This is a genomic window from Methylotenera mobilis 13 (assembly GCF_000384255.1).
GTDB classification, from domain to species: Bacteria; Pseudomonadota; Gammaproteobacteria; order Burkholderiales; family Methylophilaceae; genus Methylotenera; species Methylotenera mobilis_B.
Genome location: NZ_KB913035.1, coordinates 1,161,886 through 1,176,284 on the forward strand (window position 1 = coordinate 1,161,886; position 14,399 = coordinate 1,176,284).

Genomic DNA, 14,399 nt, shown 5'->3' on the forward strand with positions numbered 1-14,399 from the left:
AAAACTAAAGGATAGGGCACGAGGTTATCGCGCGCTATCCTTCAAGATTCAAAACACTTCAAATAGCTTAAAGTGTTTTGAAGTTGATGCTATGTATTTTGGATCACGATGTTAGGGAACTTTCCACTGTGGTCTAAACTTGAGTTTGCGATTTTAATCGCGGCCTTGCGTGCAATTTCCTTGTAGATATTAGCCACTTTAGAGTCCGGATTTGCAATGACAGTTGGTTTTCCGCTATCAGCTTGCATACGGATATCAATATCCAATGGTAATGCGCCTAATAAATCTACGTTGTAGTCTTTTGCCATCAACTCACCACCGCCAGCACCAAAGATATGCTCTTCGTGACCACAGTTAGAGCAGATGTGTGTGCTCATGTTTTCAACAATGCCTAAAATAGGAATACTGACTTTCTCAAACATTTTAAGGCCTTTACGCGCGTCCAGTAAGGCGATGTCTTGTGGTGTTGTGACGATGATTGCGCCTGTGACAGGTATCTTTTGTGCCAGCGTCAGTTGAATGTCGCCAGTGCCTGGTGGTAAGTCAATTACTAGGTAATCCAAGTCACGCCATTTAGTATCACGTAACAATTGCTCTAGCGCGCCTGTCACCATTGGGCCGCGCCATACCATTGGTGTGTCAGTGTCGATTAAAAAGCCGATAGACATCGCTTGTATACCATGGGCTTCCATCGGTTCCATGCTTTTGCCGTCATGGCTTTCTGGTCGGCCGCTAATGCCTAACATTTGTGGTTGGCTTGGGCCGTAGATGTCGGCATCGAGTAAGCCAACACTTGCGCCTTCAGCGGCTAGTGCCAACGCTAAATTGACGGAGGTAGTTGATTTTCCCACACCGCCTTTACCTGAAGCTACTGCAATAATGTTTTTAACATTCGGTAGCAAGCTTACACCTTGTTGCGCTTTATGCGCGACGATTTTACTGCTGACATTCACGGCAACGCGGCCGATGCCTTCAATGCCTAACAGGGCTTGTGCTACGTGATTTTGTATGTCTGTCATGACAGATTTTGCTGGGTAGCCAAGTACGATATCTAAACTGACATCATTGCCATCTATTTTGATATTTCTTGCTGATTTACTGCTCACAAAGTCTTTGCCAGTGTTAGGGTCTATGCATAGTTTTAAGGTGCTTTGAATGAGTAGTTCTGAAATTGCCATGTTGTAAATTCCTGATTTAATCTTGATTTAATATGGGGTAGCGCTACAAGTCTTGATAACTTGAGTAAATTAATGGGTTATTTTAACTGATTGTGGTGTTGCCTTGTATGTTTTGCATCAAACTTTTGCATAAACTGTATACCAATATTGGTTAATTTCATTTGCATTCTTAAAAACAGTAATCATTGCTGTGTGAACGATGCGGCATTTGTTAGAATGTGGTTTTTAGCTCAATAGATTCATTTATCTCATGGCAACAGCAAATAATCCTCGTAAAATTCTTGTTACTTCAGCACTTCCGTACGCTAATGGCAGTATTCATTTAGGCCATTTAGTGGAATACATCCAAACTGATATTTGGGTGCGTTTTCATAAAATGCAAGGTCATCAAGTGCATTATGTCTGTGCAGATGACACACACGGTACGCCAATCATGCTGCGTGCTGAAAAAGAAGGCATTACACCTGAAACATTGATTGCTAATGTACATAAAGAGCATTCAGCAGATTTTTCAGAATTCTTAGTGCAGTTTGATAACTACTATTCTACAAATGCTCCTGAGAACAAGGAGCTTTCTCAAAGTATTTATAAGAAGTTAAAAGCTGCGGGCAAGATTTCAACCAAAACCATTGAGCAGTTTTATGACCCTGTCAAAAACATGTTCTTACCAGATCGCTTTATTAAAGGTGAGTGTCCTAAATGCCATGCTAAAGACCAATATGGAGATAGCTGCGAAGTTTGTGGCGCAACTTATAATCCGACAGAGTTGATTAATGCATATTCTGCAGTTTCTGGCGCTGCACCAGTGCGCAAAGAGACTGAGCATTATTTCTTTAAATTATCTGAGTGTGAGCTGTTCTTAAAAGATTGGACGCGTTCAGGCACATTGCAAGGTGAAGCTGCTAACAAGATGGGCGAGTGGTTTGAAAATGGCCTGAACGATTGGGATATTTCACGCGATGCGCCTTACTTTGGTTTCGAAATCCCTGATGCGCCAGGTAAATACTTTTACGTATGGCTAGATGCGCCAATTGGTTACATGGCTAGCTTTAAAAAGCTGTGCGCTGATAAAGGCCTAGACTTTGATGAATACTGGGAGAAGGATAGTCAGACTGAGCTTTATCATTTTATCGGTAAAGATATTCTGTATTTCCATGCTTTGTTCTGGCCTGCCACATTAGAGTTTAGTGGTCACCGCAAACCTACACAAATCTTTGCACATGGTTTCTTAACCGTGAATGGCGAAAAAATGAGCAAGTCACGCGGTACATTTATTACTGCACGTAGCTATTTAGATCATATTAAAAATCCAGAATATTTACGCTATTACTATGCGGCTAAATTAAACAGTACGATGGAAGATATCGACCTGAGTTTAGAAGATTTTGTGGCGCGCGTGAATAGTGATTTGGTTGGAAAGTACATCAATATCGCAAGTAGAACCGCTGGCTTTATTAATAAGCGTTTTGAAGGCCTATTAAATCCATCTGCCAATAACGCTGTGGTGTCAGAAATTAAAGCATCGGCTAATGTCATTGCTGAGAGTTATGCAGCGCGTGAGTACGGTAAAGCATTGCGTGAAATTATGCGTTTGGCTGATCTTGCCAATGGTTTTGTTGCGGATAAAGCGCCGTGGGTGATGGCAAAGCAAGAAGGTCAAGATGCAGCTTTACAAGAGGTATGTTCAGATGCTTTGGAAATGTTCCGTTTATTAACATTGTATTTAAAACCAGTGTTACCAAAATTGGCTGGTGAAATTGAGCAGTTCTTAAATATAGCGCCACTTAGCTGGGATGCTGTTGCTACTTCATTATTATCGCAACATCGTATCAATGCTTATGAACATTTGATTACCCGTGTTGATGGTAAGCAAATTGAAGCGATGACTGAGGCGAATAAAGAGAATTTACAAGCAACGCCAACACCCGCGCCACATTCTCAACAGCGCCATGCAGAGCATCAGCAAGCAGCGAGTGCAGAGTTGGCTGAAGCTGAATATATTAGTATTGATGATTTTACTAAAGTAGATTTGCGCATTGCAAAAATCGTCAATGCAGAGCATGTAGAAGGCGCAGAGAAATTGCTTAAGCTTTCTTTAGACATTGGTGAAGATAAGCCACGTCAAGTGTTTGCCGGTATCAAGTCTGCTTATGATCCAGCGACTTTAATCGGCCGCTTGACAGTGATGGTCGCCAATTTAGCGCCAAGAAAAATGAAGTTTGGCATGAGTGAAGGCATGGTACTTGCTGCAAGTGATGAGCGCGGCGGCCCGTTTATTCTGAGCCCAGATGTAGGTGCGGCGGCAGGGATGAAAGTGAAATAAGTAAAACATAAACAAAAGCCCGCATAAGCGGGCTTTTGTTTTATTGCAGCGCATTTATTTGATATTGACCGTAGCGTTAGGCTCTTTGGCTGGGCGATCTGCTTTAATCGATTTTACGATGAGAAGCTTGTTTGATGCGGATGCTTGAGTGGGGCTGGTTTTCGTATTTTTGGTTAATTTTCTATCATTAGACACGAATAGTTGTTTTTTAAGTTTGGTAACGGTTGCCTCGCCAATACCGTGCACATTATCTAGCTGATTGATCGTTTTGAAATCACCATGCTGCTTACGGTAGTCCATAATGGCTTTTGCTTTGACTGGGCCAATCCCTTTTATCTGTTCAAGCTCTGCTTGTGTTGCCGTATTGAGATTAATGGCCGCAAATGCTGCCAGATTAAAGTTTAGCAACAGAAATAAAGCGAGCAGAAAAGTTTTCATAGTTTGGTGTTAGCTAACTGTTTTGCACTCTTGATGGATTGCTTCTAAGGCGGCTAGCGGGTTGGCTGCTTTGGTAATAGGGCGACCTATGACTAAGTAGCTTGAGCCAAGCTTTAACGCGTCAGCTGGTGTTACGATGCGTGACTGGTCATCTTTGCTTGCATTTGCAGGGCGAATGCCAGGAGTCACTAAACAAAAATCCTGACCTAATTTCGCTCTTAATATTTCAGCTTCGAGTGCAGAGCAAACCACACCATCAAGGCCAGCCTGTTGTGTCAGTGTCGCTAAGTTCAATACATGTGTTGCTAAGTCGGTTTGAATGCCGACTTGACTTAACGCTTGCTGGTTCATGCTAGTGAGCACCGTCACCGCAATCAGTAAGGGCTTGTTTGGCGTGTTATTCACAGCCTGTTTAGCTGCTTGCATCATTTCCATGCCGCCACTTGCATGCACGTTCAGCATCCATACCCCTAAATTACTTGCTGCGGTACAGGCTTTAGCGACGGTATTAGGAATGTCGTGGAATTTTAGATCTAAAAATACACCGAAATTTGAGCGAGCTAAGGTCTCAACAAATTGCGGACCTGCACTCGTAAATAACTCTTTGCCTACTTTTAATCTGCAAAGCGCAGGGTCTAATTGCTCAACAAGTGTGAGTGCGCTTGCACTATCAGCGTAATCTAGTGCGACGATGATTTTTGGGTCAGGTTGTTTGGGTGAGTTTAGTGATGTAGTCATGGTGTGAGTAGATTTATTAAATGGCAGTCGGTTCTGATGGGAGCGCTTCCCACGCGTTGCAAGCTGGGCACTGCCAGTGATGGTATTTAGCTTTAAAGCCGCATTGTCCGCAATGGTAAGCGGTTTTGTTGCCAATTGCATGGCGTACTGCCTGTTGCATGAGTTGCGTGTCTTGAAGGGTGCTAAGCTCTGGTTGATTGTTCTCAACAATAGCTCGCGCCTGTAGTAGTAAATCCAATGTGTTTAAGCTAGGCATTTTGATCAGTTCAGTACGTGCCAGTCTAGCGGCGTTTTCAGCACCTTCTTCTACTAAGGTAGCTTCATACAATACGTTGAGTAATGAACTGAGTTGGTATGTTTGTAAGTAAGTGCTTAATAAAGCAAGGCCTTCTGATGTTGCATTTAAAGCGCGGTAACTTGTCAGTAGTTTCGGTGCGATAAGACCTAAATATTCTGGTTGCTGAAACTCTACGCGCTTCCAGGTAGAGATTGCAGCTTTATGCTCACCAGCTTCAGCTTCTAAGTCTCCTAGCAGTACATTCGCCCGCACGCAATTCTTATTAGCACTCAGGGCTAAGTCCAGTTCAAATCTTGCGCTATGTGTGTCATTAGCGAGCTTGGATTTAACTGCCATTTCGCAATAGTAGTGTGAGATTTCAACACGGAATGGCACGCCTGAAAGACGCTCTAGTTCTGTTGCAGCCTTGATTGCACGTTCCCACTCACGTTCACGTACATAAATTTCAAGTAAAGCGCGAAGTGCTGGTTGGCGATAGCGGTCATCGTCCAATGTTTCAAAAAGCTCTTCAGCTCGGTCAAGTAAGCCAGCTTTCAGATAATCTTGTGCGAGCTCTGCTGTTACGGCAAGTTTTTGTTGTGGTTCTAGTTCTTTTTTCGAGAGTAAGTTCAGGTGTAAATGAATAGCGCGATCTACCTCACCGCGTCTTCTGAACAAGCTACCTAATGCAAAATGTAGCTCGAGCGAATCTGTATTGGCTTGCACAGCCTCTGAAAAAGCTTCAATTGCTTTATCGTGCTGATTGGTGATGAGGAAATTAAGGCCTTTAAAGTAGGCGGCGGGCAGGGCAGTTGATTCAGCTAAGAGTTGTTTAAGGTCAACGCGAGCGGCTATCCAGCCTAAGCTAAAGAATAAAGGTAATGCTAATAGCCACCAAAACTCGAATTCCATTTTATTCTACTTTATTAATTGATTAAGGATGTTGCGTTAAATGTGAGTGCTTAATACATATAGCATGCGACATTTAAGTCTGATTAAGAGGTTTAATCTAGCGTTAGCGTTATTTTACCTTAATTGTATATCCCATCATAAAAAAAACGGCAACCAAATGGTTGCCGTTTAGACTGGAACTTAAAAGCAAATGCTAGCTTAAATCCACACGTTCACGTAATTCTTTACCAGCTTTAAAGTGAGGTACATGTTTCTCAGGTACCTCAACTTTGCTACCAGTTTTTGGGTTGCGACCCAAACGTGGTGGACGGTAATTTAAGCTAAAGCTGCCAAAGCCTCTTATTTCAATGCGTTCGCCTGTCGCTAGGTTGTCAGACATTGCGTCTAAGATTGCCTTCACTGAAAGCTCTGCATCTTTCATCACTAATTGCGGAAAACGTTCTGCAAGTAGTGTGATTAGCTCAGATTTTGTCATGCTTATATGCCTTTTTTCTTGATACTAAAATAACGGGCTAATTATTTCTTGCTGTCTAACTTAGCTTTTAACAATGCGCCTAAGTTAGTTGTACCAGCAGCAGCACCGTCATCAGGCATTGGAGCAGGTTCTTTTGTTTTAGCAGATTTAGCTTTAGGTTTAGCATCTGATTTTTCTTCAGAAGTTGCGCCTGAAGGATCAGCAGACAATTGTTTAACGCCTAAAGAAATGCGCTCTTTTTCAACGTCGATTGCCAAGATCACAGCTTGCAACTCGTCACCTTTTTTGAAGTTACGGATTGCTTCTTCGCCAGTTTGAGTCCATGATAAATCTGACAAGTGAACTAAACCATCAATGCCACCTGGCAAGCCAATGAACACGCCGAAGTCAGTGATAGATTTGATTTGGCCTGAAACTTTGTCGCCTTTAGCGTGAGTTGCAGAGAAGTCATCCCAAGGGTTAGCTTGGCATTGTTTCATACCTAAAGATAAACGACGACGAGCTTCGTCGATTTCAAGAATCATTACTTCAACTTCGTCGCCTAATTGAGCGATTTTGCCTGGGTGAATATTTTTGTTTGTCCAGTCCATTTCTGAAACGTGAACTAAACCTTCGATACCTGGTTCGATTTCAACGAATGCACCGTAGTCAGTCAAGTTAGACACTTTACCGAACAAGCGTGTGCTTACTGGGTAGCGGCGTGTTAATGCAACCCATGGGTCGTCGCCTAATTGTTTGATACCTAATGAAACACGGTTTTTCTCTTGATCGAATTTCAATACTTTAGCTTCAACTTCTTCACCTACTGTTAATACTTCAGATGGGTGTTTTACACGACGCCATGCCAAGTCAGTAATATGTAGCAAGCCATCGATGCCACCTAAGTCTACGAACGCGCCGTAGTCAGTAATATTTTTAACGATACCTTTAACAACAGCACCTTCAGCCAATGTACCTAGTAAAGCTTCGCGGTCAGCACCAGCAGAAACTTCCATGACAGCGCGGCGTGAAACAACGATGTTGTTACGTTTACGGTCTAGTTTGATCACTTTCAAATCACATTCTTTGTTTTCGAATGGAGTAGTGTCTTTTACTGGACGTACGTCAACTAATGAACCTGGTAAGAATGCCATGATGCCGTTTACAGATACGCGTAAACCGCCTTTAACTTTACCGCTTACGAAACCTTTAATGATGCGGCCTTCGTTCATTGCATCTTCTAGGTCTAACCATGTTTCCATGCGTTTAGCTTTTTCGCGTGAAAGAACAGTTGAACCGAAGCCGTCTTCTAGCTTCTCAATTGCTACTTTAACAAAGTCGCCCACTTGAACTTCAAGTTCACCTTGAGCATTACGGAATTCATCAGCGTTGATTACGCTTTCAGATTTAAGACCTGCGTTAACGATCACATGATCATTATCAACAGAAACAACTTCAGCAGTGATCACTTCGCCAGAACGCATTTCTTGGCGAGCTAAGCTTTCTTCGAAAAGCGCAGCAAAAGATTCCATAGATGAAGCAGTAGAATTAGAAGTAGAAGCCATTAATTAAAATTACCTAAAATATCCCACCTAGCAGTGGGGTAGTTAAAAAGCTACGAATCGGTGCGATGCGTAGGACGATACCGAGTTTTAGAAACCCAAAGATGGAATTATAACTAAAACATTGAAAAATAAAAGACTATTTACAAATTTTTGCTAATAATTTTGATATAAATAATACTTTTTAAGTACTATTTTTGGCGAAATCAAGATGTTGCAATGTAAACTTGATTCTATTTCGAAATATGAATAGTTTTAAGTTTAATCTGGATAGCCTTAAGTTTTAAGTCAGATTCTCTAAACTTAAGGTTAGATATGCTGTTTTTAGCTAGTTTTAACGTTCTTATAGGCATTTAAAACAGTATTAACGGCGTCTGTGATCCCTAGGTTGTCAGTTTCCAGCAATATTGCATTTTCTGCCATCACTAAGGGAGCACTGGCTCGGCCTTTGTCTCTTGCATCGCGTTCTTGTAAGTCTTGCAAAATATTTTCATAGTTAGCTGGCTGATTTTTGCCTAGCAGTTGCTTGTAGCGACGTTCTGCTCTAATTTCAGTTGATGCGGTAAGAAATATTTTGAGTGGTGCAAATGGGAAAATCACTGTACCCATGTCACGGCCATCAGCAACTAAGCCGGGAGCTTGATGAAAGCTATGCTGTAAGTCAACTAAGGCAGCTCTTACTGATGCATGTACTGCAACTTGTGAAGCACCTTTACCCATCAATTCTGTGCGAATCTCATTTGAAATGTCATGATCGTTTAAGAGTATCTGATCGTTTTTGAATTTGATATTGAGTGTTTTTGCACATTCAGCAACGGCGTTGGCATCATTCCACGCAATGTTATTTTGTTGCGCAGCAAAAGCAACAACGCGATATAGCGCACCTGAATCTAAATAGGCAAATCCAAGTTTATCTGCAACCAATTGTGCGACGGTACCTTTACCTGAAGCGGATGGACCATCGATGGTAATGACTGGGATGTGTTGCGCTGGTGTTGTGTTCACTTGCATTTTATTCATTTGTAAAATTTATCGTAGCGTTAATAACAATCAATTAGATTTAATTGTTGCTTGGGTGGATGATAGTCTCATTGCAATTAGTAATTTCTGGAGAGCAACATGGCTAAAACATTTTCATTTGCGATTTTACACTTTACCGTCGCATTTACGGTAGGTTATTTATTGACAGGTAGCGCTATGGTAGGCGGTATGCTCGCTGTGATTGAGCCTGCTTGTAACACGGTGGTATTTCACTTTCATGAAAAAGCTTGGAAAAAGTTTTCTGAAGCTGATCCTAAAATGCATGCAAACGCAGTGAAGGCTGGTTGGCTTCATATTCATTAATTATGAGTAATCAATCACATTATTGCAATGAAGCCATGTTGATTTGGATGCTAGATTTAAGCGATTAATTTTTTAAATTCGGCGAAATAGTTAGGGAACGTTTTAGCCACACAATTGGGGTCATTAATGGTAATAGGTACGCCACCTAAACTCACTAGTGAAAAACACATGGCCATGCGGTGGTCGTCATAGGTGTCAATCACTGCGTTTGGAGTCAATTGTGCTGGTGGCGTGATTTTAATGTAATCAGCACCTTCTTCAACAATCGCACCTACTTTGCGTAGCTCTGTTGCCATGGCGGAAATACGGTCAGTTTCTTTAACGCGCCAGCTTGCGATATTACGTAATATGCTAGTGCCTTTTGCAAATAAGGCCACAATTGCGAGCGTCATCGCTGCGTCTGGAATGTGGTTGCAGTCAATATCTATAGTCTTGATATTGGCTGCTTTAGTTGCAGTAATATGATTATCACCGTAGTTGATATTGCCGCCCATCAGCGCTAGTGCATCTGCAAAACGTACATCGCCTTGAATGCTGTCTTTACCTAATCCAGCTACCGTTACATTGCCTGCAATTGCACCTGCTGCCAAAAAGTATGAGGCGCTAGACGCATCGCCCTCTACAAAAATTTCTTTGGGTGAGATGTAGTGGCTGTTGGCAGGAATGATGAAACTTTGCCAGCCATTACGCTCAACTTGAACGCCAAATTTTGCCATGAGGTTGAGTGTAATCTCAATGTAAGGTTTGGAGATTAGCTCACCTACGACTTGAATGGTGGCTTGTTGGGTAGTCAATGGTAATGCCATTAGTAGCGCGGTTAGAAACTGGCTAGATACATCACCGCGAATCTTAATCGGCTTGGATAAGTCAATTTGAGGCTGAGCAATTTTTAATGGAGGAAAGCCATCGTTGCCTAAATATTGAATATCGGCACCTGCTTGTTTTAAGGCATCCACTAAGTCACCAATTGGGCGCTCATGCATACGCGGCACGCCAGACAGGACATAATTGCCACTACTGAAAGCTAAGGCAGCAGTCAATGGACGGAACGCAGTACCTGCATTGCCTAAAAATAAATCTGCATTTTTGTTAGGAAAGTTGCCGCCACAACCAGTTACGCGCCATGCGTTTTCAGCAAAGTTATCTAGTTTTACGCCTAAGATTTGCAAGGCTTCTAGCATGCGTGATGTGTCGTCAGATGCCAGTAGGTCGCGTATTTCGGTAGTGCCATTAGATAGTGCCGCAAGCAGTAATGTGCGGTTAGAAATACTTTTTGAACCTGGTAGGGTAATGGTGCCTTGTGCTTGGCTGCTGGCTGCGAGTGTAAGTTGTTCCATGGTTAATTCTTTAGCTTTAGGTGATTACGCATTAAGTGTGTAATTTTTGAAATTTACAGTCCTTAAAAAGTTATTGTTCTTTAAATTTTTTTGTTCTTTAAAAATTATTGCTCTTTAAGTTTTGCCCAGTTGTTGCGAGCCGTACTGGCACGCTCAAACAAGGCATGTAACGCATCGCCGTCATCATGTTCCAGCATTTGTTTTAGTCGAGATAATTCATCTTGGTATGCTGTGATTTCATTCAGTAATGCAGTTTTGTTTGCCAAGCTAATATCACGCCACATTTCAGGATGGCTACCTGCAATACGCGTAAAGTCTCTAAAACCGCTAGCTGCAAATCCAAATAGTTGCTCTGCATTAGCGCGTGATGCAATGTCATCTACCAACGCGAAAGCGAGTAGATGTGGAAGGTGGCTAACGGCGGCAAAGATACCATCGTGTGTTTCTGCTGGCATTTCAGTGACATTTGCACCGCAATTTTGCCATAGTTCACGTACACGTTGGACTGCGTTCTGGTTAGTGTCGAGAGTCGGTGTTAATACTACGTTTTTGTTGATGTATAAATCTGCCGTAGCTGCTGTCACACCGCTTTTTTCTGCGCCCGCGATTGGGTGCCCACCAACAAATTGAGTAAATTGCTCTCCTAGGATTTCTTTAGCACAGGCGAGTACATCACTTTTAGTGCTGCCAGCATCAGTCACCACGGTATCTGCATGCAGGTGAGGCTTAATGGCGTTTAGAATCAGCGGTGTTTGTGCCACTGGTGCGGCAATTAATACGATGTCAGCATGCAAAAGTGCTTCAGCGATGTTGCTGCTTGCCGTATCAATGACGTTTAAATCGATGGCTGTTTGCAGACTTTCGCTAGATCGACCAACGCCTACAATTTCTGCCGAGCTTCCTGCTTTTTTTAGTGTAGTTGCAACAGAGCCGCCGATGAGACCTACGCCAAAAATAACGAGTTTTTTTAGAACCTGATTTTTCAAAGCATATTCATTCTTTTATCAATATGCCTAATTGTAGCATTGAACCTTATTACTCTGCTTTAGCTAAAGTGGATGTGTTTACTTGATCCATTCGCCGTCGATGAGTTTTTCTAGTGGTTGATAATTTTGTTTATAAGCCATTTTTTTGCTATCTCTAATCCAATAACCTAGGTAAAGGTAAGGTAGACCAAGCTCTTTAGCCCAAAGTGTTTGCCATAGCACATTGTAAGTCCCGTAGCTGGTCGCAGTATCTTTAGTTTCATAAAAGGTATAAACCGCTGATATGCCATCCCGAACAATATCGATAACACTGACCATTTTAAGTTGTTCGTTTTCACGAAATTCAACCATGACGCTTTCTACGTTGGATTGGCATAAAAAGCTTTGGTATTGCTCAACATCATTTTCTTGAGGTGCTGTTTCATCTTGTATTTTTTCTTCACTATGACGGGCACGTTGATAGCTTACGTACAGATCATAGTGCTCTTCATGAAAGCCTACTGGCAATATGGCGGTGGTGAGGTTGTTGTGTTGTTTAAAAGCGCGTTTCTGGCTACGGTTTGGACTGAATTGATCTAAAATGATTCTGACTGGTATGCATTCTTGACAGCTTTCACAATGGGGTCTGTACGAAAACTTACCGCTACGTCTAAATCCTTGTTGAATCAAGCCGCTATATACTTTTGCATCGACCAGATGCTGTGGTGCTGCAATTAAACTTTGTGCCATTTTGTTTGGCAAATAGCCACAAGTGTAGCCTGTGGTGACATAAAATTGCAGTTTTTGCAGTGGTGTATCGCTAGGTAAACTCATGGCAAAAGTATAATCCTAATTTTCAATCAAGGTTGCTAAGCTTGGTGTTTTCCACACTTAATTATCTGTCAGTTTAGTATTGATAAGCATTAGCTAATGGTCAATTTTTCTAGTCGAGTTGCAAACTCTTCACGGTTGATTTCACGTGCGCCAAAGCTGGATAAGTGTGCTGTTTTCATTTGGCAGTCAATCAGCGCTACGCTTTGCGCTGTTAGGTGCTGCACTAGACTTACAAATGCGACCTTGGAGGCATCAGTTTTGTGATGAAACATGCTTTCACCATAAAACATATTGCCTATGCGTACTCCATAGCAACCGCCGACTAATTGGTTATCGAAATAAGCCTCTGCTGAAACTGCAAACCCTGCCTCATATAATCTACAATAGGCTTCAATAATATCTTGTGTAATCCAAGTGCCAGCTTGTTGAGACCGTGTGGTAGCGCTACAGGCAGTGATAACCTCGCGAAATGCAGTGTTGAATCGAACTTCGAAAACTTTTTTCTTCAATGTTTTTTGTAACGAGTTTGATATTTTTAGCTCGTTTGGAAATAACACCATGCGTGGGTTAGGGCTCCACCACATAATGGGTTCGCCATCACTAAACCATGGGAAGATGCCTTGGTGATAAGCTGCGAGCAAGCGCGGTAGAGATAAATCTCCGCCAATCGCGACTAAACCATTGGGGTCTGTCAGTGCTTCGGTGAGCGGTGGAAAGTCACAATCACCATCAATACTGGCAACTCGACCATTGGGTAGTTGATAATATCCGTGGCTCATAAACTTTGGTCTTGATTCTCTTGTCTTATTCGTATTATGCTAACAGTGTAAGGTAAGTATGTTGCTTAGATATACCATTTGAACGTAAGTTTAGATATCTAAATTTCAAATATTAGATAATCATACATATTGATGAAATTGTTTAGGTCACCTTTTTTAAGAGTTTTCGTAGTTATGCTACTTGCTGTGTTTGTTACAAATACAGTTTACGCGGCGGGAATAATGACGTCTAAACCTTTTGAAAATGTAAAAGAAAGTATTGTTGTACAACATCAGGATCATTCACAAGATGCAGCACATTGCCACAATCAAGACAAAAGTGCTGATCAAGATGTTGATGTGCATAGTCGTTGTAATCAATGTCATCATTGTTTTGCTTGTTTTTCTGCGCTTCCACAAGCGCCATTAAGCGCAGTTGCTATTAAGCCTAAAATGGTTTTGGCGGTTTTATTTGCGCCAATTTATCTATCCCCAGTTACTATTCAACCGCAAAAACCCCCTATTCTTTGAGATTACAGCCTAGCGTATGAGCATAGGCTGTTTTTTAGCTATGCTCATCGTTTTAGCGCACTTTAACGAGTGTGTATCGATGTTTGTGGATTCTCACCACAAGCTTCTGACTGAATATGGAGGTTGTATGAATAGGGAACAAAAATTCTTGAATGAATTGCACTCCCCCTACAGGTTTATTGCCTGTGTTTTTACTGGTTTATTGCTCACAGGATGCGCCACTTTTTCTCAAGATGGCGGCCTAGGTGAGGTGAAGTCTGTCGTTCAAAAGCATATCAAACAAGAAGTTGTTTGGCCAAAATCAGCGGATGAGCAAGCGACTATCTCTACACGCGTTGATGAGATGTTGGCGAAGCCAATAAGCGTTGAAGATGCAGTACAGATTGCATTACTCAACAATAAATCCTTACAGAGTTCGCTTTATGATTTAGGCATTGCCGAGTCTGATATCGTGCAAGCAGGCCGTTTACCTAACCCCAAGTTCTCAATGTTTTATGCACGCAATCATGGTGAGTATAAAATTGAGCAGGCGCTCACGTTTAATATTTTTTCATTAGTGACAATGCCTAAAGTGTTGGAAATTGAGCGCCAACATTTTGAGAAAACCAAACAAGATGTCGCGCTTAATGTGTTGCGATTGGCATATCAAACAAGGGTTGCATATTTCAATGCAATATCCACTCATCAACAGCTTGATTACAGCTTGCAGGTAAAACGTCTGCAGAGGCAAGCGCTGAGTTAGCAAAGC

At 42.0% G+C, this 14,399-nt stretch carries 15 protein-coding genes; 4 read left to right on the forward strand and 11 right to left on the reverse strand.

The window, feature by feature from the left end:
- Positions 1 to 89 precede the first annotated feature (89 nt).
- On the reverse strand, positions 90 to 1,178 hold the full coding sequence (gene apbC, locus A391_RS0105600) for an iron-sulfur cluster carrier protein ApbC (protein WP_019897963.1): 1,089 nt from the start codon (positions 1,176 to 1,178) through the stop codon (positions 90 to 92).
- A 250-nt stretch (positions 1,179 to 1,428) separates the two neighbouring features.
- Here apbC and metG point away from each other — a divergent pair, with 250 nt between their 5' ends.
- The gene (metG, locus tag A391_RS0105605; RefSeq protein WP_019897965.1) at positions 1,429 to 3,501 is read left to right on the forward strand and encodes a methionine--tRNA ligase; all 2,073 of its coding nucleotides are present in this window, start codon (positions 1,429 to 1,431) and stop codon (positions 3,499 to 3,501) included.
- A gap of 54 nt (positions 3,502 to 3,555) precedes the next feature.
- On the opposite strand, the gene A391_RS13735 is transcribed toward metG, so the two are convergent.
- The 6 genes from A391_RS13735 to cmk form a co-directional block, all read right to left on the reverse strand.
- Positions 3,556 to 3,939 carry a ComEA family DNA-binding protein gene (locus A391_RS13735; protein WP_019897966.1) on the reverse strand — a complete coding sequence of 128 codons (384 nt, stop codon included), beginning with the start codon at positions 3,937 to 3,939 and terminating at the stop codon, positions 3,556 to 3,558.
- A 9-nt stretch (positions 3,940 to 3,948) separates the two neighbouring features.
- Entirely contained in the window at positions 3,949 to 4,677 is a 729-nt protein-coding gene (pyrF, locus tag A391_RS0105615; RefSeq protein WP_019897967.1) for an orotidine-5'-phosphate decarboxylase, read from the reverse strand.
- A 16-nt stretch (positions 4,678 to 4,693) separates the two neighbouring features.
- A complete protein-coding gene (gene lapB / locus A391_RS0105620) occupies positions 4,694 to 5,866 on the reverse strand; it encodes a lipopolysaccharide assembly protein LapB (RefSeq protein ID WP_019897968.1) in 1,173 nt (390 codons plus the stop codon).
- 193 nt (positions 5,867 to 6,059) lie between these two features.
- The gene (locus tag A391_RS0105625; RefSeq protein WP_015832458.1) at positions 6,060 to 6,341 is read right to left on the reverse strand and encodes an integration host factor subunit beta; all 282 of its coding nucleotides are present in this window, start codon (positions 6,339 to 6,341) and stop codon (positions 6,060 to 6,062) included.
- A gap of 41 nt (positions 6,342 to 6,382) precedes the next feature.
- Complete coding sequence (rpsA, locus tag A391_RS0105630; RefSeq protein ID WP_019897969.1) at positions 6,383 to 7,885, reverse strand: 30S ribosomal protein S1; 1,503 nt, start codon at positions 7,883 to 7,885, stop codon at positions 6,383 to 6,385.
- A 321-nt stretch (positions 7,886 to 8,206) separates the two neighbouring features.
- Positions 8,207 to 8,893, reverse strand: coding sequence for a (d)CMP kinase (gene cmk / locus A391_RS0105635; protein WP_019897970.1), 687 nt, complete (start codon positions 8,891 to 8,893; stop codon positions 8,207 to 8,209).
- Positions 8,894 to 9,001: 108 nt separating this feature from the next.
- Between cmk and A391_RS0105640 the strand changes: the two genes are divergently transcribed.
- Positions 9,002 to 9,226: a DUF2061 domain-containing protein gene (locus A391_RS0105640; RefSeq protein ID WP_019897971.1), complete on the forward strand. Its 225-nt coding sequence runs from the start codon at positions 9,002 to 9,004 to the stop codon at positions 9,224 to 9,226.
- Positions 9,227 to 9,282: 56 nt separating this feature from the next.
- On the opposite strand, the gene aroA is transcribed toward A391_RS0105640, so the two are convergent.
- The 4 genes from aroA to aat form a co-directional block, all read right to left on the reverse strand.
- Entirely contained in the window at positions 9,283 to 10,563 is a 1,281-nt protein-coding gene (gene aroA / locus A391_RS0105645; protein WP_019897976.1) for a 3-phosphoshikimate 1-carboxyvinyltransferase, read from the reverse strand.
- A gap of 104 nt (positions 10,564 to 10,667) precedes the next feature.
- The gene (locus tag A391_RS0105650) at positions 10,668 to 11,549 is read right to left on the reverse strand and encodes a prephenate dehydrogenase (protein WP_019897977.1); all 882 of its coding nucleotides are present in this window, start codon (positions 11,547 to 11,549) and stop codon (positions 10,668 to 10,670) included.
- A 78-nt stretch (positions 11,550 to 11,627) separates the two neighbouring features.
- Positions 11,628 to 12,362, reverse strand: a complete 735-nt coding sequence (locus A391_RS0105655) for an arginyltransferase (protein WP_019897978.1) — start codon at positions 12,360 to 12,362, stop codon at positions 11,628 to 11,630.
- A gap of 89 nt (positions 12,363 to 12,451) precedes the next feature.
- Complete coding sequence (gene aat / locus A391_RS0105660; protein ID WP_019897980.1) at positions 12,452 to 13,141, reverse strand: leucyl/phenylalanyl-tRNA--protein transferase; 690 nt, start codon at positions 13,139 to 13,141, stop codon at positions 12,452 to 12,454.
- A gap of 222 nt (positions 13,142 to 13,363) precedes the next feature.
- Here aat and A391_RS0105665 point away from each other — a divergent pair, with 222 nt between their 5' ends.
- Together A391_RS0105665 and A391_RS14570 are read left to right on the forward strand one after the other, a co-directional pair.
- Positions 13,364 to 13,651 carry a hypothetical protein gene (locus A391_RS0105665; protein WP_232416143.1) on the forward strand — a complete coding sequence of 96 codons (288 nt, stop codon included), beginning with the start codon at positions 13,364 to 13,366 and terminating at the stop codon, positions 13,649 to 13,651.
- Between the two features lie 127 nt (positions 13,652 to 13,778).
- Positions 13,779 to 14,393, forward strand: coding sequence for a TolC family protein (locus tag A391_RS14570; protein ID WP_232416144.1), 615 nt, complete (start codon positions 13,779 to 13,781; stop codon positions 14,391 to 14,393).
- Positions 14,394 to 14,399 lie beyond the last annotated feature (6 nt).